At 52.0% G+C, this 20248-nt stretch carries 21 protein-coding genes; 15 read left to right on the top strand and 6 right to left on the bottom strand.

Annotated elements, in window-relative coordinates; all coding sequences use genetic code 11:
• From V3U24_06415 to V3U24_06360, 12 genes are all read left to right on the top strand, one after another.
• Positions 1-618, top strand: a 618-nt coding sequence (locus V3U24_06415) for a sugar nucleotide-binding protein (protein MEE9167076.1), incomplete at its 5' end; no start/stop codon positions are given.
• Positions 606-1439: a phosphatase PAP2 family protein gene (locus tag V3U24_06410; protein MEE9167075.1), complete on the top strand. Its 834-nt coding sequence runs from the start codon at positions 606-608 to the stop codon at positions 1437-1439. The genes V3U24_06415 and V3U24_06410, both read left to right, overlap by 13 nt.
• On the top strand, positions 1420-1923 hold the full coding sequence (locus tag V3U24_06405; protein ID MEE9167074.1) for a hypothetical protein: 504 nt from the start codon (positions 1420-1422) through the stop codon (positions 1921-1923). The genes V3U24_06410 and V3U24_06405 overlap by 20 nt, the downstream gene beginning before the upstream one ends.
• An 11-nt stretch (positions 1924-1934) precedes the next feature.
• On the top strand, positions 1935-3413 hold the full coding sequence (locus V3U24_06400; protein ID MEE9167073.1) for an aminotransferase class V-fold PLP-dependent enzyme: 1479 nt from the start codon (positions 1935-1937) through the stop codon (positions 3411-3413).
• A 19-nt stretch (positions 3414-3432) separates the two neighbouring features.
• The gene (locus V3U24_06395) at positions 3433-3876 is read left to right on the top strand and encodes a hypothetical protein (GenBank protein MEE9167072.1); all 444 of its coding nucleotides are present in this window, start codon (positions 3433-3435) and stop codon (positions 3874-3876) included.
• The gene (gene ligA / locus V3U24_06390) at positions 3873-5897 is read left to right on the top strand and encodes an NAD-dependent DNA ligase LigA (protein ID MEE9167071.1); all 2025 of its coding nucleotides are present in this window, start codon (positions 3873-3875) and stop codon (positions 5895-5897) included. Before V3U24_06395 ends, ligA begins: the two co-directional genes overlap by 4 nt.
• Entirely contained in the window at positions 5897-6433 is a 537-nt protein-coding gene (locus V3U24_06385; GenBank protein MEE9167070.1) for a phosphatase PAP2 family protein, read from the top strand. Before ligA ends, V3U24_06385 begins: the two co-directional genes overlap by 1 nt.
• Before the next feature lie 181 nt (positions 6434-6614).
• Positions 6615-6971 carry a hypothetical protein gene (locus tag V3U24_06380; GenBank protein MEE9167069.1) on the top strand — a complete coding sequence of 119 codons (357 nt, stop codon included), beginning with the start codon at positions 6615-6617 and terminating at the stop codon, positions 6969-6971.
• A 564-nt stretch (positions 6972-7535) separates the two neighbouring features.
• Positions 7536-8426: an ROK family protein gene (locus V3U24_06375; protein MEE9167068.1), complete on the top strand. Its 891-nt coding sequence runs from the start codon at positions 7536-7538 to the stop codon at positions 8424-8426.
• Positions 8427-8441: 15 nt separating this feature from the next.
• On the top strand, positions 8442-9140 hold the full coding sequence (locus V3U24_06370; GenBank protein ID MEE9167067.1) for a CDP-alcohol phosphatidyltransferase family protein: 699 nt from the start codon (positions 8442-8444) through the stop codon (positions 9138-9140).
• Between the two features lie 22 nt (positions 9141-9162).
• Complete coding sequence (locus tag V3U24_06365) at positions 9163-11208, top strand: sulfatase-like hydrolase/transferase (protein ID MEE9167066.1); 2046 nt, start codon at positions 9163-9165, stop codon at positions 11206-11208.
• Positions 11205-12014, top strand: a complete 810-nt coding sequence (locus tag V3U24_06360; protein MEE9167065.1) for a methyltransferase domain-containing protein — start codon at positions 11205-11207, stop codon at positions 12012-12014. The genes V3U24_06365 and V3U24_06360 overlap by 4 nt, the downstream gene beginning before the upstream one ends.
• On the opposite strand, the gene V3U24_06355 is transcribed toward V3U24_06360, so the two are convergent.
• From V3U24_06355 to ribA, 6 genes are all read right to left on the bottom strand, one after another.
• Entirely contained in the window at positions 11963-13585 is a 1623-nt protein-coding gene (locus tag V3U24_06355) for a methyltransferase domain-containing protein (GenBank protein ID MEE9167064.1), read from the bottom strand. The two genes, V3U24_06360 and V3U24_06355, sit on opposite strands and share 52 nt — an antisense overlap.
• 29 nt (positions 13586-13614) lie before the next feature.
• On the bottom strand, positions 13615-14640 hold the full coding sequence (locus V3U24_06350; protein ID MEE9167063.1) for a glycosyltransferase family 4 protein: 1026 nt from the start codon (positions 14638-14640) through the stop codon (positions 13615-13617).
• Positions 14641-15021 (bottom strand): 6-carboxytetrahydropterin synthase, encoded by a 381-nt coding sequence (locus tag V3U24_06345; GenBank protein MEE9167062.1) that lies wholly within the window; start codon positions 15019-15021, stop codon positions 14641-14643.
• Positions 15022-15024: 3 nt separating this feature from the next.
• Complete coding sequence (locus V3U24_06340; protein MEE9167061.1) at positions 15025-16011, bottom strand: zinc-binding alcohol dehydrogenase; 987 nt, start codon at positions 16009-16011, stop codon at positions 15025-15027.
• On the bottom strand, positions 16008-16928 hold the full coding sequence (locus V3U24_06335) for a RibD family protein (GenBank protein MEE9167060.1): 921 nt from the start codon (positions 16926-16928) through the stop codon (positions 16008-16010). The genes V3U24_06340 and V3U24_06335 overlap by 4 nt, the downstream gene beginning before the upstream one ends.
• A gap of 98 nt (positions 16929-17026) precedes the next feature.
• Positions 17027-17620: a GTP cyclohydrolase II gene (ribA, locus tag V3U24_06330; GenBank protein ID MEE9167059.1), complete on the bottom strand. Its 594-nt coding sequence runs from the start codon at positions 17618-17620 to the stop codon at positions 17027-17029.
• Positions 17621-17721: 101 nt separating this feature from the next.
• Between ribA and V3U24_06325 the strand changes: the two genes are divergently transcribed.
• Genes V3U24_06325 through V3U24_06315 form a run of 3 tightly spaced genes read left to right on the top strand, consistent with a single transcriptional unit; the run spans position 17722 to position 20246 of the window.
• Positions 17722-18714: an ABC transporter ATP-binding protein gene (locus V3U24_06325; protein ID MEE9167058.1), complete on the top strand. Its 993-nt coding sequence runs from the start codon at positions 17722-17724 to the stop codon at positions 18712-18714.
• Positions 18707-19507, top strand: a complete 801-nt coding sequence (locus V3U24_06320; GenBank protein MEE9167057.1) for an ABC transporter permease — start codon at positions 18707-18709, stop codon at positions 19505-19507. The genes V3U24_06325 and V3U24_06320 overlap by 8 nt, the downstream gene beginning before the upstream one ends.
• Before the next feature lie 13 nt (positions 19508-19520).
• Positions 19521-20246, top strand: a complete 726-nt coding sequence (locus V3U24_06315; protein MEE9167056.1) for a hypothetical protein — start codon at positions 19521-19523, stop codon at positions 20244-20246.
• The last annotated feature ends 2 nt before the right edge of the window (positions 20247-20248 follow it).

Genomic DNA, 20248 nt, shown 5'->3' with positions numbered 1-20248 from the left:
CACCCTCTAACGGAAGAGGATCCGAGTCTCCCCATCAACGCCTACGGAAAATCGAAATACGCCGGGGAACAGTCCGTACTTTCTGCAAAGGACAAACTCAACGTTGTCGCCATCCGCCCCCCGTTGGTGTACGGGCCCAGGGACAGGGGCGTGCTCAACTTTGTCCGTCTGGTGGCAAAAGGGATAGAGATTAATCTGGGATCCAGGGACCGGTATGTTACGGTCATCAATGTTTCTGACCTGGTTGAACTATTACTGCTTTCGGCCACAAAAGAGTCGGGAACAAGCGAACTGTATTACGCGGACGATGGAACGCCGGTACGAACGTGGTTTGAACTTCAGGATACGGTGGCAGAAATTCTGGACAGGAAGACTCTAAGAATCCGGATCCCCTTGAGTATCGCGTTTCCGGTTGCCTTGACAATGGAAGTAAGTCAGCGACTCACACAGCGCCAATTTCGGATCAACCTCGAAGAGTACAAAAAATTGTCACAGCGTGCCTGGCTCTGCGACGGAACGAAGGCGCAGCAGGAACTGGGATTCGTTCCCGGGAAAACCCTGGAGCACGGCTTTCATGAGGCCATTGGATGGTATCGGGAGACGGGGTGGATCCAGTAATGGCTCCCTCGTTCAACAACACGGATCGAGTCGTGCTCCTCTACAATACCACCATTACCGTTCACATCGCGCTGTCCCATGGAAAACTCCCGAACTGGCCGGAACTCCTCGGGATCCATCTTTTCATTTCTGCCGTGACCTGGTTCGTGTCGTCAAGGGACGTGAGGTGGTTGCACCGATGGTATCCCCTCATCCTGCTTCTGTGGTTCTATCCGGAAACAGGGATGCTGCGGCATAGCGTTATTCCCACCGGCCTGGACGGCTCACTCATTTTATGGGAAACAGCCCTCTTTCCTCAACGATTCTACTTTACCGTACCTCTGGGCTTGTCCGTACCCAGTCTCGAATTCCTGCATGGTGCGTATTTCAGTTTTTTCTTCCTGCTCTGGATCCCTGCCATGATAGCTCACACAAAACATCGAGAAAGTGTCGGGGAATACATCTTTGTTCTCATGATAACCCTGTTCGTCCATTTCTGGATCGCCATCCTCTTCCCTGCTTCGGGACCCACATCCCTCAGGGGACAGGTTATACCTCCCGGATTCCTTTTCATCCCCCTCATGAACTTTCTTTACGCAACGATGGACCAGGGGGGAGCGGCCTTCCCCAGTACCCACGCCGCAGCATCCATCATTGCCACCAGTTACGGTATCCGCTTTTTCCCTGAATTGAGGATTGTATTCTTGCTATGGCTTTTCGTAATTCTAATCTCAACGGTTCTGTGTACCTTCAACTACGTAATTGACGCCATCTCCGGGGTGATTACCGGAACGTTGTTCTTAGTCTGGGGGAAGAAGATTGATGCAAGAATCGATCATTAGAGACTCCATATTCACCGCGGTTCTCTTGGTCAGTCTATGCCCTGCGTCTGCCGGCCGGCCAAGATTTTCCGACCAACAGATTATGGCCATGACTCCACACTATTTCAAACGGATGCAGCCTGTCAATTCAGAGGGGCTCCAGTCCCAATTCCTTGGAGCTAACATTTACCACCATCCTCAGCGGGGAAAAGTATTCCAGGTGGATATCCGGGTAAACCGGAACAAGGAGACTCAGGGACTTGCTCTGGCTTTCAGCGCCATGCTCAACCTGAGTCAATATTTTGCGAAAGGTCCCGAACTTTTCGTTGCCGTCATCCATTCCACAGTCCGCGGCACGTCGCCTGTCATCTGTACAGGAAATGCCAAATGCACCGCCGATCATTACCTTCACCGTCGCATCACCTACGAGCAGTGGTACAAGAAGTGCATAGCATTTGAAAAATCGTGGACCTTTGGAATTGCTCCTGACGGGGCTCTCCCTTAAATTGCGAAATCATGAATAAGGCAGCTCTCTCCAGCGCTGCTCTGTACCGGAAGATCCGTAAAGATTTCATAGGGCTAGACACGGCCTATATCCTGGCGACAGGAGAAAAGTCCCGCCGGATCTATCTCGATTCGTCAGCCTCGACCCTTATGATGAGAACGGCTCACGATGTCATTGAACGTTTCTATAGTCACTACGCCAATACTCACAGCCTGTTGCACTTCGGTGCCAAGATTGCCACACGGGAATATGCCTGGGCCCACGACCGCATTCTGTCGTTTGCGGGTGCCAGTCCAGACAACTACACCTGCTTTTTTACCGGCAGTGGGACGACTGCGGGTATTAATCGAATGGCGCGCGTGTTCAGAGATATTCGTCCCGACCGTGATACGGCTGTGGTCTCCATTATGGAGCATCATTCCAATGACCTGCCTCACCGAAAACACATGAAGAAGATCCTTCACGTTCCTGTGGAGGAAAGCCCCGGAGGAATGGGATGTCTTTCACTGGAAGCTCTCGAGAGAATTCTCAAAGAAAACGAAGGGCAGATAAACTACGTTGCACTCACCGGCGTCAGTAACGTCACAGGTATCATCAATCCTATCCACGAGGCTGCGGAACTCGCCCACACTTACGGGGCACTCATTCTGGTGGATGGGGCTCAGCTTCTCGCCCATACACCCGTTGCAATGGAAATTCCCGGAAAACCAAGTCAGAACATTGACGCTCTTGTTTTTTCGGGGCACAAAATATATGTGCCGGGATCACCTGGGGTCGTCATCGCCCGCAGAGACCTTCTCAGTGAGACGGAACCAGAGGAAGTGGGGGGAGGAATGGTTGAACATGTCTTTGTGGATCGGTACGAAGTAAAGGAAACTTTTCCCGACAGGGAGGAAGCCGGAACGCCGAACATTTCGGGAGCCATCGGCCTGGCAGCCGCCGTGGATGTGCTGGATCGCATCGGAATGGAACTCCTCCGAAACGAGGAAGACAAAATCATATGCGAGGTCCTGGAAAAAATGGGGCAGATTCCTGACGTAAGCATCTATGGTGAACCCGATCCTGACCTGTGTGCAAGGGTGGCGTCCGTATCTTTCAACGTTAAGGGGCTGGATCACGGTCTTGTGGCTGCTATCCTGAATGACTATTTCAATATCTCTGTCCGTAATCATTGCTTCTGTGCCCACCCGTACGTGAAGGAAATGATCATGGAGGATCTCCTGGAAATGGCTGATGAAACGGCCCTGGAGGATATGGATAAGGTTTTCCACCGGAAACGGGGAATGGTGAGAGCAAGCTTTGCTATCTACTCCACCGCAGAAGATGTCGTGACCCTTATTGAAGCCGTTGAGGACATTTCAAGGCGGAAAGACTATTACCGCTCCCTTTATCACGCCGGCGATCATGATGACTACGTCCACAACACATTTCACTTTGATCATAGAGTCGATTTCTCCATTGAGGATTGCGTATCAGAATTGACAACGTAGAGTTTCTTCCCCAGCTGTTGTGCCAGGATATCTGATTTCCGTCATTTTTTTGCTGTCCACACTTCTTCCCCAATCCACGGACAGTCTTCTTCTCAGAACATTTCCTTTGACAGGCAAGCTTTTTCACGTGGCCCCCTCACCTTTCTTTCAGGGCCGTCCCTATTTCCTTGAATTGTTCATCGATATTCCTCCGGATTCACTGGAATCTGCTTCCATATTTTTCAAAACGGACAGTTCCCTGCAATTTCAGGCCCTCCCGCTGGAGAAATACAGGGGACGGTTTCGCTTCCGGTACGATCCCCAGAATCTTCCCTCCAATACCATCACATACTTCTTCACAGCCACAGAAAAGAACTTTGGTCTCCATGCCACTCCTCTGGATACGTCAGGCAAGATCGTGCCCGTGACCCTTCGCCTCGTGGATCCCATAAAATACTACGAAGCGCGGGATCGTGAACGATGACGCGCACGAGAAAAACAATTGAGGACTTGAAACGCCAGATTGAGTATCATAATTATCAATACCACGTCCTCGACGATCCGGACATTTCCGATTCCGAATACGATGCACTTTTCCGAACTCTCCAGGAGCTCGAGAAGAAGCACCCGGAGTGGATAACTCCAGATTCCCCAACCCAGCGGGTGGGAGCACGTCCCCTCGACGAATTCGGAAACGTTACCCACCAACTCCGCATGCTCAGCCTGGAAAATGCTATGAATGAAGAGGAACTCCGCGCCTTCGATGACCGAATTCGAAGGGGGCTCGGGATTAAAGGGGACGTATCCTACGTTGCTGAACCTAAACTGGATGGTCTGGCGGTGGAACTTGTGTACGAAGACGGATTGCTTACCACCGGCTCCACAAGGGGAGACGGCATCACGGGTGAAGACATTACGCAGAATCTTCGCACCGTTCCATCGATACCACTCGGGTTGAGGGAAGGATTTGTTCCTTCCGCTGGCAGCTCTCCTGTCCCTCCGCTCGTGGAGGTCCGAGGGGAGGTCTTCATGGAAAAGGGGGGATTTCTCCGACTTAACGAAAGGCGGTTAAAGAAGGAAGAACCCCCTTTTGCCAACCCCCGCAATGCTGCTGCCGGAAGCCTCCGTCAGCTCGACTCCTCCATTACAGCGAGGCGTCCACTGAGATTCCTCTGCTATGAACTGGGGCAGATGGAAGAGTTTTCATTTTCCACGCACTGGAAAGCCCTCCAGGAGGTCAGAGCATGGGGGCTGCCCGTTAGCCCCAACATTGAAGTTAAACACGGCGTTGATGAGGTGATTCAATACTTTCGGAAGTGGGAGGAAGAACGGGAAACACTTCCATACGGAATTGATGGTGTGGTGGTGAAGGTGGACAGTTTCGTCCAACGGGAACGGCTGGGCATTCGAAGTCGCTCCCCCCGGTGGGCGATCGCCGGAAAATTCAAGGCTCAACAGGCCACTACCGTTGTGGAAAGTATCGAGGCGTCGGTGGGGCGAACGGGGACGATCACGCCCGTTGCCCACCTGAGAGCCGCTAATGTTGGAGGCGTTATGGTGAGCCGGGCCACCCTCCATAATCAGGATGAAATTGACAGGAAGGACGTCCGCATCGGGGACACGGTCCTCGTTCAACGGGCGGGAGACGTGATTCCGGAAGTGGTTAAGGTCATCAGGTCCAAACGGCCATACCGCACGAAGCGGTATCGCCTCCCCACGGCATGCCCTGTCTGCGGACGGAAGGTGGTCCGACTCGAGGAGGAAGCTGCAATGCGTTGCCAGAATGTCGCCTGTCCCGCGCAAGTGCGGGGACGAATCCAGCACTTCGCCTCCAAACTGGCCATGGACATCGACGGCCTGGGAACAAAACTTGTTCATCAGATGGTAAAGACGGGACTGGTAGAGAGCTTTGCCAACCTGTTCTACCTGAAACTGGACGATGTCGCTTCGCTGGAACGGATGGCGGAGAAATCTGCGCGTAATCTCATCAGCGCCATCGATCTAAGCCGTAAAACCACACTGGCCCGTTTTGTCTACGGACTGGGGATCCGCAATGTGGGGGAACACCTGGCTTGGATACTCGCCAGGGAATTCAAGACCCTGGACGCTCTAATGAAGGCCGATTTTGACCGGTTGGAGTCCATTGACGAGGTGGGGCCTATCGTGGCGGAATCCATCCTCACTTTCTTCGCAAACGAGGAAAACCGGAAAGTGATTCAAGACTGTCTCGATGGAGGAGTCCAACTGGCACCTCCTGAACAACGAGAAAGAAAAGCTCAGTTGTCGAACAAAACGTTTGTTTTCACCGGGGCTCTCCAAAACTTCACCAGACAGGAGGCACAAGAACGGGTCCGGAAACTGGGAGGACAAGCATCCAATTCGTTGAGCAAGAAAACCGACTATCTGGTGGCAGGACCCGGTACCGGTACGAAACTGAAGAAGGCAGGAGAATTGGGAATTGATGTGCTGTCAGAAGAAGATTTCTTGAGAATGATAGAGGTGTAATGAGTCTGCCCAAGTATATGACACTCATCTGGATCTTCACGTCTTTCTGCGCGGCCATAGATATCGAGTGCGGGGATGCTCAAATGTCGAAGAGAATTCAGGGGGACAACACGCGTCCGTTGCTCGACTATGCCATGGAAACCGTCGCCCTAACCACTCCTGTCTTCGAATATGCCTTAACCTATGGCCTGGGGAAATCCGGTGACCTGTCTCTCAACCGTGCCGCCCTGGCCGCTGTCATGACCTATACGACCATCGGTGTGCTGAAGTATACCATCGGGCGAGAGCGTCCGGAGAGGCGCTATCGGCCCCGTCTTTGGAACACGCGAATAACGCCCTCCTTCCCATCGGGACATGTTGCATCTTCCGCCCTCTTTGCCACGTGGGTGAGTACTCATTACCCGAAAATGACCATCCCAGCCGCTGTTTTTGGCCTGGTCTCTGCCTACAGTCAGGTATATGTGGGAAATCATTACGTCGTCGACGCGCTGGGTGGAATACTTCTGGGCGTCCTCGTGGGGAAGTTGGTTCTTTGATGAGACGACGGAATGAAATCGTCCCTCTGATGGTGAGCGTTGTTCTGCATGCCCCGTACCGAATACCGGAGCGGCTGGGGCATTGGCCTGGATGGCGTCTGGAACGCCTCCCGTCGCACATCAGAAAACAGCTGATCTTCCTGAGATCTATTTCTAAATTGCCCCATCAGCGGAGGAAGTCATGGAAGTGATGACGATTGAAGACACGATCAATGACATTGTCCTGGTGGTCCTGAATGAGAAAGGACTCCTGACCGACGTGGGAATCTCAAAGAATATGTTCTACAGCAGAATTCTGGGATATGATGAATTCGGTGTCTGGCTTGAACATCCCAATTTTGAGATAGTAGTTTCAGAGGACCAAAAGGGCAAACCTCTGCCTGCGAGTAAGGTCAGGAGAGAGCGATTCGATGCTTCTATTCACGTTCCGTGGCGGAACGTGGCCACCCTTATCCACTTCCCCAAAAGGGAAGGGTTCGATTTCCCCTCCCCATTCGAACGAAAGATCGGCTTTCCCACAGAGGAAAAGAAAGACTGACTTTCCCTCAAATCCTCTCCTGCAACGTTCGGTGTCTCATCCCCTCCGTTTTCGACTCCTAACCCAGGCGGAACACTCCTTGATTTATCGCCATCCACCCGTATTCACACTCCCCCGGCGTCAGCTGGGGAGGCATATAAAAGTTTGTGGTTTAGTACCCAATTTGTTCATGAGTTTTCAATAAGAACGACTGCCACCCGGAAAATGGGCGGCGAGTTTCGTTCATCCTCGCGGGAATAGGGAACACGGTCAGAGACAACTTTAATTTTTTCTTACTGTCCCTTTTCCCGATTTGATCGGGAGACGAAAATCTCAAGATCCTGTGGAGAATCGTCGCTGATGAAATATGCGACAAAGAAGAGACAAAGAATAAAAGAAATGGCCTGGATGATTTCACGAGGAGAATTTCGAGGGACCGGGTTTGCAAGCAACGGTAGTTCCGGAAGTATTGTTCAGATCTGACAATCTCCACAGCATTCTACGCGCAGCGGCCAGCTGGAGGAATCATTGACAAACGACAGGCGTCACCGTATTTTCCCTACCTGCTGATACAGCCTGCAGAAGATGCGCATGGGTATTGACATAGGTGGGACCAAGATTGAAGGGGTCATCATCGACCGTGACGGAAAGTCCTTGAAGCGCCAGCGAGTTCCCACGGAAGCTTCACTTGGGTACAAGCATATCATGGATCAGATTAGACATCTGTTCGCCGAACTAACCGGCAGCTTCAACGATGATATCTTCGTGGGAGTCTGTACGCCGGGGGCGCTCTCAGCCGCCACGGACAGATTGAAAAACAGTAACACGCCCTGCCTCGTCGGTCAACCCATCAAGGAGGACATCGAAGCCATTGTAGGTCGACCGGTCCTTCTGGGTAACGACGCCAACTGTTTCGCACAGGCAGAAGCAACCCTGGGAGCGGCCAGAGGCTGCTCTGTGGTCTTCGGAGTCATTATGGGAACAGGCGTGGGAGGAGGAATCTCTTTCAATGGGAAAGTCCACAAGGGACATCAGTATCTTGCGGGAGAATGGGGACATACTATTCTCCACCCGGGAGGCAATCTATGTTACTGCGGCAAGCTTGGATGTGTGGAGACATACATATCCGGACCGGCTCTTGAGAAGCGGTATGCCGAACTAGCAGGAGAAAAGAAGCCCCTGAAAGAAATTGCACAAGATCCTCCACGACAGTGGAAAGAAGAATTCCTGGACGACTTCGGCATGGCGGTATCCAATGTCGTTAATATCCTGGATCCGGATATTATCGTTCTTGGTGGGGGTGTTTCCAATATCGATTTTCTCTATTCTGAAGGTCCCAAATATGTGGAAAAGTACTGTTTTAACGAGACTCTTAAGACGCCTATTGTAAAAAACGAACTGGGAGACTCCGCGGGCGTTTTCGGTGCCGCCTACCTCGAACCCCTTACCTCCCAGCCAGTAACCCGTCGACAGTGACACCATAAGACAGGTTTGGAGACTACTCACAATTCCGAGGCTGGGTTCGCCACGTCCAGGGAACGTGATCTCCTCCTACGATGGACCAACTACCATGCTGCACTTCTCTCGCTGACCGCACTGCTTGCGCTGTCGATCCATCAACCGTGGCTCGTATTTGCCGCCGGGGGTGTTTCCTTTTTTGCGTTAATCCTTTTGCACTGGAACAGATGGACCGAAAGGAAATCTCTGGGCATGGCCAACGCGGTGACCCTCCTCCGCCTCATTGGGATATTACTCTTATCGATGGTTCCCACCTCATTGATCACCGTAATCGGCCTCCTGCTGGTGGGGGCAGACGGCTTTGATGGGTGGATTGCCAGACGCCTCGACCGGAGGTCCCATTTCGGCGACTACTTCGATAAGGAGACAGATGCCTTCTTTCTCTTGATCCTCTGTCTGCTGGCCATATCTCACGGATTGCTTGCACCCTGGATCCTGGTGGCGGGAATGCTTCGCTACGCTCTGGTTGTCCTGCGGTGGTTGGTCAGGCCCGAGATTCTCACAGCACGTAAATCCCAGACGGCCCGCGTCATCTACATTATGGCCATGGTGGGACTGCTCATTTGTTTCCTCCCCCTTCCCCCCATAAGGGATCCCATTGCCGGACTGGCTACACTCATCCTTATCTATTCTTTTGCAGGCGATTTCAGGCAGGTCTTCTCACCGGAATAGCACGAGCAGTCCGCAGCAACAAATGAGACAGCGGGTCGCAGCCGTCTTCCATATTCTCGCGCTTCTTTACTTCGCGGTCTTTGTCCACATCCTTCTTCTGGGTGGCTTTCGTTTCCACCTTGGTGAGCTGCAAGTCTCCGCCACACAGTTACGCAATCCCATCCTGTTCACCGCCGTCTTTATCCTTCTGGGAAAGACCGTAAATCCCTCTGTAACTCTGAAGAACACGCCGCTCGGCCGCTTTTTGGGATGGATACGGGATCAAGGGAAAAGGCTTGGGCGGTATAGGAATCGTGGGGCGGCGTTCTGGGGATCTGTCATTCTTCTCAATACGCTCCTGTTCTTGCCCTTGCTCATCGCAAAAAGTGGGACCGTTATCCCCGCTCTTCCTTCCGACCGGCCAAGAGGGTGGTACGATCTCCTCGTGTTTTTCTTGATCAGAGAGAATCCGGATTTTTTTCGTGTTTCCGTGGATTTCTACTTCATGATAACAGTTCTGGCCCTGCTTGCGCGTACACGATGGTATCATCCCATCAGAAGGATGTTTACCGTCTGGTATTTCTTGCTTCTTGCATATCAGGTTTATGCAGCCGCGTCCCTGGTAATTTTCGGTCAGGAGCCTGTCATCTACAGCGACATATTGCTCCTCAAGGATGGCATTTATCTCGTGTCAGATATCTGGTCCTGGAAGCTTTTCGATTCCATGGTACGAACACTATTCTGGGGATCGCTTTTGATAACCCTCATTCACCACGCGTTCAAATCGATAGGTGAGAACCTGAGCCGTTTCCCTTTGAGATATCCAGCACTCATCCCTGGGGTGTTGCTCTGGGTCCTTATCTTCCTCATGGGTTTCAGATACGATTTTCAGGATCCCAGGCCCATTGCACGGTACATCACCCCAGGTGCGGTCCAGAACGTCTGGGAATCGAAAAGGGGGCTGAGTCCATTGTCGGGTGATTCACTGGTACCAGATGGTTATCATTTTGAAGCACTTGAATTAAAAGAAAAGCCAAATGTTTATCTCTTTATGGTGGAATCGTACGGCAAGATTCTGGCCAGTCACCCGGATCTCCGGAACATATACTTGGAACTCATGAAAAGTATGGAAACACAACTTTCAGAAAACGGATGGTACACAACCACCAACTACAGTGCCGCTCCCGTCAGCGGGGGCAGATCCTGGCTCAGCATGGCAACCGTACTAAGCGGGATCAGGATAGACAGTGAAGCTCTCTACCGGCTACTGATTCGCCGGATTCCTGATTATCACCATCTCGTTCGCTTTTTGAGACACCAGGGATACCAGACCCTTGTCCTTCAACCCACCATGCGCCCCCGGCCGGGATTTTCATTTGACATGTATGAGAACTTCTATGATTACGACAGGTGGATATACTACGATAGCCTGAATTATGGCGCGGAGGAGTACGGCTGGGGAATGATTCCGGACCAGTACAGCCTGAATTACGCCCATGAACAGTACCTGAGAGAAGTTCAACAGCCTTACTTCTTTTCCTTCATGACAGTTACCTCCCACGCCCCATGGTATGACCTGCCCCCGTATCTCGACGACTGGACGGTGTTGAACGATTCCGAATTTCGCTACAGTGATTACGTTCCATTTCCAAATCTCGACTACGAATGGCCGAGAACCTGGAGAGGCGTTGCGCGTCACGTGAAGAAAACTCTGAAGGTCAAAGATCTCTTCGAGCCTGAGGACTATGTGGATCACATAAGCTATCAATTCCAGGTCATAGGCAACTACGTGGTGGAGAAGGCGCCAGAAAATAGCATTGTCCTTATCATGGGAGATCACCAGCCCCCCGTATTAACCGGGACGGATAGCGGGCACAAAACCCCGATACACATTATTTCCAGGGACCGGGGATTCATCAATTCTTTTGGGGCTTACGGATTTGTGCCCGGCGGTTACAAAGATCCTCACCAGGCAGGGTCCATCAAGCATGAAGCGGTCTTCTCAATGGTGATTCGATCGCTCGTCAATCATAACGGCACCGTTGAGTATCTCCCCGACGGTCTTCCCCTCTCCGTCCTTCGCCAATGAACGGTAGGCGGCACCGACTGAAAACCACGCCGGCCCATACGCCAGCCGACATACGTGCCTTCTTCGATAGCACTGCCCGGAATTATACGGAACAACACGGGGATGCTGAGAAATTGCTCAGGTACCGCATAACCCTCATCAAGTCCGCAGCCAATATCCGCCCGGGGAGGGTGGTTCTGGATATTGGTTGTGGTCCCGGTCATCATCTCCTTGCCATCTGTAACGGCATGGCTAAAGGTGTGGGAATCGATTTTTCACCCGCGATGATTGAAGCGGCAAACCGGCGATTGGCTGCCTCTTTTCCCAGACCGAACGTTACTTTTCAACTCGACAATAGTGAAGAGTTGAGAACGGTTCCGGATCAATCTGTTAACGTGGCATTGTGTGTCGGAGCCCTGGAACATATGGTTGACCAGTCAAAGGTTTTGAAGAATGTTCACAGGGTACTGAAGCCCGGCGGGAGATTTCTCTGCCTTACGCCAAACAGCGACTACGTCTGGTATAGCCGGATTGCTCCGGCATTGGGAAAAGAGACGCGACACCTGTCTACCGACAGATTTCTCACCCGTGAGGAACTTCTGCTCTTTCTCCTCAACGCAGGATTCGAGCGCGTCTCCATCGCTTGCTGGACATTCATTCCAAAGGGAGATATGCATCTGCTGACAGGAATGGGACTTCAGGTAGCTGACGCCATAGGAAGAATCTTCAATCTGAATGCCCTCCGGGGGGGTCTTCTCGCCTCTGGCAGCAAACCTTACCCGGACGTCGACACACCAGACAGCTTTTCACCCACAAAGAGTTTGTAGTGCATGAACTTTCTCCCATACAGACGCTGGAGGGCGAACCCCCCAAGTTGGGCCGACAGCACCGATCGCACTGAGAGGACAGGAACAGTCGCGTGCAGGAATCGACAGATGGCATCAATAATTGAAACTAATCGGGGGCCCGTGAATTCAATCTGTTCCGACAGATCGAACTCATGAACCAGGCGCAGATCGTTCTCATCAAATGCCCTCCGGTATTCCTTCTCAGAAGGTATCTCAGAAAGCTGCCAGTACTGTTTCAGCGCATCCACGTCGCCGTGGGAACCGGTTTCTCCACCGTCTGCCTGCACGTCATCAACGGCCACCAGGTATCCTCCAGGTTTCAATTCTCCCGTGATTGATCCGATTGTTCTTTCGAAGTTCGGACTGTGTATCAGTGATTCAATCGCAATAACGGCGTCATATTGAGACCGAAGCGGATCATCGAAATCTCTCAGGTAAAATCGACAACTTGAATCGATGCCCCTGCGACGAGCCTCCCTTCTGGCAATGGACACCTGGACCGGGCTCAACGTGATCCCGTCGTATTCACCTCCTACCTGCTCATGCCAGCGAAATATAGTTCCACCGAAACCGCACCCCGCATCGAGTACAGTAGGGTCGGGTGGCAAATCAACGAGAGACAGCGCGAGATCTTCAAGATAGGTGAGTCTTGACGTTTTACCCCCACCCTGTAGAAAATCACGGAGCGGTCGCAGGATCTTGTGCATGCCGAATCCTGCGTAAAGGTCGCCGGATCTCACCAGGTTTGTCAACAGTGTGAATCGAGTCAGACGGTCGTACATCCGGCCAATCTCATTAATGCCGTCCGGTTGTTTTGCAGGTCTCAGCCGCATACGGACATTCTTCTTCTTGAGAAGAAACACCAGCTGATTCGCAAATTTCAGAGGTACGGACAACTTGAACAGGCGCAGGAGTATTTCCTCAAACCTTGAGAAGGACGCGGGAGACATGAGACTCAATATTTTCCTTATGTACCATCGATCGCGATGTACGACGATTATCTCAAAACCGTTATCGGAGAACAACTTGCTCCAGCTCTTCAGGGAGCAACCATTTTCGTTACTGTCATCGTTCAAAGTTCCCAGGAACGATGAAATCCGCCATAGCAGTGAATCGCTGTTGGGAATCATGAAACAAAACCTGGCATTTTCTCCTGCCACCCGCCTTATCTCCCGAAGACCTTTCTCCATATCCACGAAATGCTCCAGAGTGCCGATACAGGTCACATAGTCAAAGGATTTGTCTTCAAAACAGAGGTGTTCTCCCATGCCAAGGGAAAGGTGTGCCCGGGGGGAAACTCCCTTTGAGAGCCTAATGGCTTCGGGGGAAAGATCGACACCGTAGCTTTCCAGTCCCCTGTCGCACGCCTCCTTGAGAAGAAAACCCGTTCCACAACCCATGTCCAGAAGTCTTTCCTCACTTTGCACGCTTAAATGATCCAGGAATACAGGATACGCCTCATAGGACCGCATGCTCCGTAAACCTTTTTCGGCATATCTGCGGTCAAACCACTTCTTGATCCGCTCCCGTTCCACACCTGCGTCCATCATATGACTCCCGCCCCAGCGCAGGAATCCGGTTACTGAAACGTTGAGATGAACTCCACAAACTTCTCTCCTGTCTCCCGCCACGAAGGGAAATCCTTGCTGGCGTTCAACCCTTTCCGGCTCAGACTGCGGCGTGCGTCCTCATTCTTTATCAGTTCACACACAGCATGCGAAAACGCCGAAAGATCACCTGCGGAAATCAGCCGTGCCGCTCCGTCCCCAACCTCCGGAAGGCCCCCCACCCTGAATGCGATAACCGGCAGGCCCCTTGCCATAGCTTCCATGGTTGCCATGCTGCAGGATTCAAACGTTGAGGGCACCACGAAAAGGTGGCTCCTGTCATATCTTTCCAGAAGCCTGCCGGGTGGAAGCGAACCGTGAAGTCGAATATGTTCCCGGACCGACGAAGTCTGCAGTCGACGGTAAAAGCTTTTCCCATACTCTGGATAAAGTGAGGCGTCTCCCACGTGATCCCATCTCCAGGGGACGCGAGTCATGCCTTCGAGAATCCCAACAAGTTCAACGAGTCCTTTCCCAGGCAGAATGTTGGAGACCGTGAGGAGACGGCATCTGCCGGTTTTTGCACGAGATTCTACGGAATTCCTGTATCGGGATTCCAGACCGGGTTGGATCACGGCGATTTTTTCTTCAGGGATGCCCGCCCCTTCGAGACGTCTCCTGGAGTATCGGCTGGTAACCACAAACCCGTCAAATATGGGGAGAAAGGTCTCTTCCCGTTTGGCCTGCCGCGAACCGGCTCTCGACGGATCCAGAAGATGCAGATAGTGAACCATGAGGATCCATTTTGAATAGTCATTCTTCCGTCTGGCCAACTTGAGACTGTCTCCCTCCTTCATGAGAAGGCTATCAACAACATTCAGAGAATTTCGTGACGCACCAGATTCTGGCCCATAGGCAATCGAACCGCCTGATTTCTGCTTCACGATTTTCACATCCAAATCACTTTGTTCAGTCAAATACTCTATGATCCGCCGGTTGTAGATATTGCCCCCGGTCGGAAGTTTATGCATATATGGAACGAGAAAACTGACGGCCACTTATTTGACTTCTCCTTCAAAACTGGCCCAGGTCTGAGAGGATTCACGAAGCGTAATCTTTAGTCTGCCGTCAAAATGCAGCCTGGTTCGACCCACCATCTCATCGTGAATATAGCTAGCAAGAAATTCGGCCGTGGTGGTCTGGGAGCGAAATTGGTCAAGATCATCCAGATTCTGGTAATCGAGTGGAGAAATCACTTCTCTCAGGATCTTCGAAGCCAAAGCCATGTCGATGACCGTGTTGTTTTCGTCCAATTCAGACCTTTTAAACTCAGCCTCCACGACATAGGTGGCGCCGTGAAGATTTCGGGCCTTTCCAAATACCTGTCCCTTGAGGGAATGAGCCACCAGCATCTGATCCCGAACGGTTACACTGAACATCCTTTAAACCCCTTCCTGTTGATCATACCAAACCGCGTACCCCAGCCCCACCTGCGAGGCCCCACGGAGGTCCCGGAAGATTTTGGGCAGTTCGACAAAGGGAACTGAATCAGTGATGTGAGCATCGAATTCAGCTCTCTCGAGTAATGAGAACACTAGTTTCTTCCGCCTACGCGTGTCCCAACGACGGTGGCGGTCTGGTGGGATAACGGACACCTGGGAACTGATTATTCTCTTGCGCTGACTGTGAAACGTTCCACCGAGGCGGAGTGCCACGGAGCGGGATCCGTACCAGCTCACTTCCACTACGCGACCTTCGAAATCTGTTTTGTCAATGGCAACTTGCAGTCCCTCGCCGTTTCCACTCGTATGGAACGCCACGTCGAAACCCGGGTGGACGTCCTCTGGGACCTGTGCGTTGAACCCCATCGTTCTTGCAAGATCCACTTTGGCGGGATCTATGTCAACCATCTGGGCTCTGACCTCCGCAATGAGAGTCAGCAACCTGGCGACGAGTGATCCGACAGCCCCAAAGCCGACCACCAGAGCGCGATCTCCCACGCTCACCCTGGAGTCCCATATGGCGTTCACCGCCGTTTCCATGTTACTCGCCAGGACTGCCCGCCTGGGGGGCACTCCATCGGGGATGACAAACGTGTCGCTCCGCCTGACAACACACCAGTCCTGATGGGGATGGTGCACATGTACAACCTTGCCCACGAGATCCTTGGCACCGCGAACAATTTCCCCCACGAGGGAATAACCATACTTGACGGGAAACGGAAACTGACCGCCCATGTAAGGACATGCCATTTCTTCGCGCAGATCCTCAGGAACGAGACCCTGGGCAACCAGCATTTCTGTACCTGGACTGATACCCGAAAAGAGAGTTGCGATTTCGCACCAACCTCTCCCCGGCTCGTTCAGATCTTCCTCCACGATGGCAGAATTCTTGCCACTCCGGTGCCAAAATGCCCGTGCCCGCCTCATTCGGAATTTCCCTCTTCATTGTGCGGGAACCAGCCCACAAACATGATATGGTCACCCATGGAGAACCATCGATGGGCGGAAAACCGCTTTGCTTCGGCAATTTCCTCAATCGCCGGGAGGGAAAAGGACGCCTTACCAGAGCCCACAATCATGGGGGAGATATGCAGTTGGAGAACATCAACAGTATGATCCTTTATAAAGTGAGAGGCAGTCGTGGCACCCCCTTCAATGTAGACGGAATGGAGCCCTTTCCGGTACAGCGCCCTGAGAATTGCCTTTCCTGGGATGATTCCGTTTTTCGATCTCCCGGCGTCCACTGCTTCAATATCCCCGTTTATAGGTTCTCCTTCGTAGCCCACGAGCCACACGGGGTCGGGAGAAATATCCATCGCACCCTTCAAGCCTTTGGGGGAGGAACCGACAACGATTCTCACGGGGTTCCGGCCGGAAACGTGACGAACCGTCAGCCTGGGCCTATCCCGCGAAAAGGTCGCTGAGCCCACCAGCACACCGTCGCAGAGTGCCCTCATGCGATGAGCGTGATGCAGATTCTCCCTGTTTCCGATCCACCGGGAAGCACCGGTCGTCGTGGCGATCCGGCCGTCCAGGGACTGGGCAAAATGAACGATGGCGACAGATCGACGAAGCCGGTTCGAAGATTGGGCCGCAAAGCAGTAAGGTCCGTAGAGCTTGATGAACTGCAGTAGTTCCTGGGGAAGATTCCCACTGTCACTCTCTTCCAGGTCCGAGAGAACGCCTGTTTGAAAACAGGCTTCATACCTGTTTCGTCTTTCCGGCGGGTGAGTGTCACTTTCGCTGCCAACCACGAGAACATGATGACAGTCAGGATGCAGGTCGACAAAAGAATTGATTCGGACAGATTCGTCTGCGCCGAACCTGAAGGAGCAAAATTCCACCGGCTCATTCGAGGATCGCAGTTCTTTTTTCAGCTTGAGAAGGGAGAGCCAGCAACTATTGATAAGGTCGGAAGGCGCCGACCGGAAGTCCGGAATGATTAGTCTCTCAAGTCTAACAGGTGACCCAGCCGGTCACGCTTTGTACGTAAATAATTTGCGTTTTCGTGATTGGGCTGAGTTTCCAGGGGAACCCGTTCACTGACTTTTATGGTGGAACACTGCAATTCCGACACCTTCATCGGATTATTGGTCAACAGGCGTACAGAGGTCACCTGGAGATCATGGAGAATAGAAACAGCCGCTTCATAATCTCTCTGATCGGCCTGGAACCCCAATTCCGCATTCGCTTCAACGGTATCCAGTCCCCTGTCCTGGAGCTCGTATGCCCGGAGTTTCTCCACGAGACCGATGCCTCTACCCTCCTGCCTCAGGTAGATGAAAATGCCCGCCTCTTCGGCTTGAATCCTCTTCAGGGCGGTATCCAACTGTTCCCCGCAATCACATCTCAGTGAGTGAAAAACATCCCCGGTGAGACATTCAGAATGGATTCGAACAAGAACTTGAGAAGCCGTGCCGATTTCTCCCTTCACCAACGCCAGATGAACTCTTCCACCGGTATCCTCCTCATAAGCGTAGAGCTCAAACGCGCCTCCCCGCGCAGGCAGACGCGTTCTGACAATCCTTCGCACCATTTATGACCCCTCGTGTCTAAGCACCACCGCGTTCTCATTCAGCGATGATTTTCACCTGTAAGGTTTAATGTACCATCACCACCATGTTTGTGCAACGCCTAATGCCTCAGGGGAATTTTCTCCTGATTTCCGTACTCGTAACCGTTAAATTCGGCCCCATGCTGCCAGCCATAGAAGTACGGGACCTGCGGAAATCGTATGGAGAAACGGTCGCCCTCCGCGGGATCAGTCTGTCCATTCAACAGGGAGAGTTTTACGGACTTCTGGGTCCCAACGGAGCGGGGAAAACCACCACCATTGGAATCATAACGGGACTCGTGAAACTCCAACAGGGCTCGGTAAACGTCTTGGGAAAGGATATTGTACGCAACTACCGTTTCACGCGATCCAAAATCGGGGTATCACCTCAGGAGTTTACTTCTGACTGGTTCTTCTCTATCGAAAAACTCCTCTCTTTCCAGGCGGGCTACTATGGAATTCCCAAAAAGCAGGCACAGCCTAAAGTTGATGAAGTCTTGAAACAATTCGGACTTGATGGAAAACGTCATTCGAAGATTCGCCATCTCTCCGGTGGCATGAAACGGCGGTTCCAGATCGCAAAATCACTCGTGAACGACCCCGAAATTCTCATTCTTGACGAACCTACCGCTGGCGTCGATGTTGAGCTTCGGCGGATGCTCTGGAACTATCTGAGGCGACTTCATAAGGAAGGGAAGACCATTCTCCTCACCACACACTACATCGAGGAAGCGGAGCAATTGTGCCAACGGGTGGCCATTATCAATGACGGGTCCATCGTGGCCGAGGATACACCCGAAAGACTTGTCAGGTCTCTTGGAAAAGGAAGTATTGAAGTGGAGCTTTCGGGGTGGAACACCAACCAGGAATCACGTCTGTCTGAACTCGACTTTGTCTACGAGCCGGGAATGGATAGGGGACGGCTCATTTTCACCGTGGAAAATCCGGCGAAAGAACTCACCCGGATCGTTGAAGCTCTCAGCGCTGACGGTTGCCATATTCATGAGGTAAAGATCGCCAAATCAAGTCTTGAGGACGTCTTTGTTAGCCTCACGGGGAGAGCGATTAATGAATAAGAAAGCCACCATGTCATCCTTCCTGGGATACGTCAACTGGATAGGATTTCGGACACTCATGGTCAGGGAAATCACCCGGTTTCTTGCCGTATACCGCCAGACGGTGATTCCGGGCCTTATTTCATCGTCACTCTATATCATCATTTTCGGGCTCACTCTTCAGCGAAGAATTTCATCCATTGACGGAGTTCCGTATACTGTCTATATCCTCCCCGGGCTGATCATGATGAACGTCATTACGAATGCATACAACAACACTTCCTCCAGCGTTCTTCAGATGAAACTTCTTCAGCAGATGCAGGACCTCCTCATTACCCCATTGAGCAGTCTTGAGCTTTCCCTATCCTTTATCATCGGTGGGGCCGTTCGCGGTTTTATCAATGGAATTCTGGTGATGCTTCTGGGAATCATTATTGTGGGGATGCCGCTGAAGCACCCCATCTACGTATTCCTCTTCATTTTCATGGTATCGTGGGCCTTCTCCGGCGCCGGATTGATTCTGGGAATCGTCGCGGAAAGCTGGGATAACATTGCGTCAATGGGCAACTTCTTTATCACACCTCTTATCTTCCTGGGCGGTGTCTTCTATTCCATTAACATGCTTCCAGGGTTCTGGAGAAACCTCTCGCTTGCCAACCCAATCTATTATGTCATCAATGGGCTCCGGTATTCAGATCTGGGAGTTGGAGACTCACCGTTTCATGTCTCCCTGATGGCTGCACTGGCCATGACAATTCTTTTTTCTGCCGTGGGTGTGTTTCTCTTTCACAAAGGATACCGGATCAAGAGCTAGGCGTCGTATCCGTTTGGCCAAAAGAAGCCAACTTATTCTCACCTTTCTATTTCTGCCCGCGGTCATATTTCCACACAACATCCCGGAAGAATTGCCGGTTTGGACCCACTATGGTCGGGCCGGAACGGCTCACCTGGATGAGTGGGGTGGACTGGGCTATTATCGAATAAAACGGGTCCGGGAGAACACGTTCTATGACTTGAGGCTTCTCGGAGTCTTCATTAGACGCGAGACATTTGCCACCCTTCGGTACAAGTCGAGCCGTAAATTCGACGCATTCCCCAGACTCTACACGTTTACCATCGTATCTATGCGTCACAGTTCCGGGTCAAAACTCACCATCCGCTACCACTACAATCAGGGTGTGGGTGCTTTCCTGTTCCAGGTCCCTGAAACTCACCTTACCACGGAACTCGCCTTATCCTACGACATGTCGGATTATCTTCACGATACTCAGAAAACATCCTATCTAAAAGGAGGATTGTTCTGGGACGTGGACATAAAGAGGTCCTCCCTCGCCGTCGATTTTGAATATTTCTATCAGATCAGCGATGTTATCCCTGGAAAGGATAACCTGACAAGGTACGAGCTGTCAGCGGAACTGAATACGGATGTGGGAAATCGATTCCTGATAACGGTAGGATATGAAGATGAATTCTACCTCGAGACAGATCTTCGGAATGTGCGAGCCGTCTACCTCGGATTGGGGTTCAGAAAACTACTCCCTTTGACCTTCTAACA

Source organism: Candidatus Neomarinimicrobiota bacterium (genome assembly GCA_036476315.1).
Taxonomy (GTDB): domain Bacteria; phylum Fidelibacterota; class Marinisomatia; order Marinisomatales; family S15-B10; genus JAZGBI01.
Note: the sequence above shows the minus strand (reverse complement) of the source record. Positions and strands in the feature narration are given on the sequence as shown.

Excerpts from the sequence above, each read along its gene's own strand:
- V3U24_06405 (MEE9167074.1), top strand. The coding sequence starts at position 1,420 with ATGCAAGAATCGATCATTAGAGACTCCATATTCACCGCGGTTCTCTTG.
- V3U24_06400 (MEE9167073.1), top strand. The coding sequence starts at position 1,935 with ATGAATAAGGCAGCTCTCTCCAGCGCTGCTCTGTACCGGAAGATCCGT.
- ligA (MEE9167071.1), top strand. The coding sequence starts at position 3,873 with ATGACGCGCACGAGAAAAACAATTGAGGACTTGAAACGCCAGATTGAG.
- V3U24_06385 (MEE9167070.1), top strand. The coding sequence starts at position 5,897 with ATGAGTCTGCCCAAGTATATGACACTCATCTGGATCTTCACGTCTTTC.
- V3U24_06380 (MEE9167069.1), top strand. The coding sequence starts at position 6,615 with ATGGAAGTGATGACGATTGAAGACACGATCAATGACATTGTCCTGGTG.
- V3U24_06375 (MEE9167068.1), top strand. The coding sequence starts at position 7,536 with ATGCGCATGGGTATTGACATAGGTGGGACCAAGATTGAAGGGGTCATC.
- V3U24_06365 (MEE9167066.1), top strand. The coding sequence starts at position 9,163 with ATGAGACAGCGGGTCGCAGCCGTCTTCCATATTCTCGCGCTTCTTTAC.
- V3U24_06360 (MEE9167065.1), top strand. The coding sequence starts at position 11,205 with ATGAACGGTAGGCGGCACCGACTGAAAACCACGCCGGCCCATACGCCA.
- V3U24_06355 (MEE9167064.1), bottom strand. The coding sequence starts at position 13,585 with ATGATGGACGCAGGTGTGGAACGGGAGCGGATCAAGAAGTGGTTTGAC.
- V3U24_06345 (MEE9167062.1), bottom strand. The coding sequence starts at position 15,021 with ATGTTCAGTGTAACCGTTCGGGATCAGATGCTGGTGGCTCATTCCCTC.
- V3U24_06340 (MEE9167061.1), bottom strand. The coding sequence starts at position 16,011 with ATGAGGCGGGCACGGGCATTTTGGCACCGGAGTGGCAAGAATTCTGCC.
- ribA (MEE9167059.1), bottom strand. The coding sequence starts at position 17,620 with ATGGTGCGAAGGATTGTCAGAACGCGTCTGCCTGCGCGGGGAGGCGCG.
- V3U24_06325 (MEE9167058.1), top strand. The coding sequence starts at position 17,722 with ATGCCTCAGGGGAATTTTCTCCTGATTTCCGTACTCGTAACCGTTAAA.
- V3U24_06320 (MEE9167057.1), top strand. The coding sequence starts at position 18,707 with ATGAATAAGAAAGCCACCATGTCATCCTTCCTGGGATACGTCAACTGG.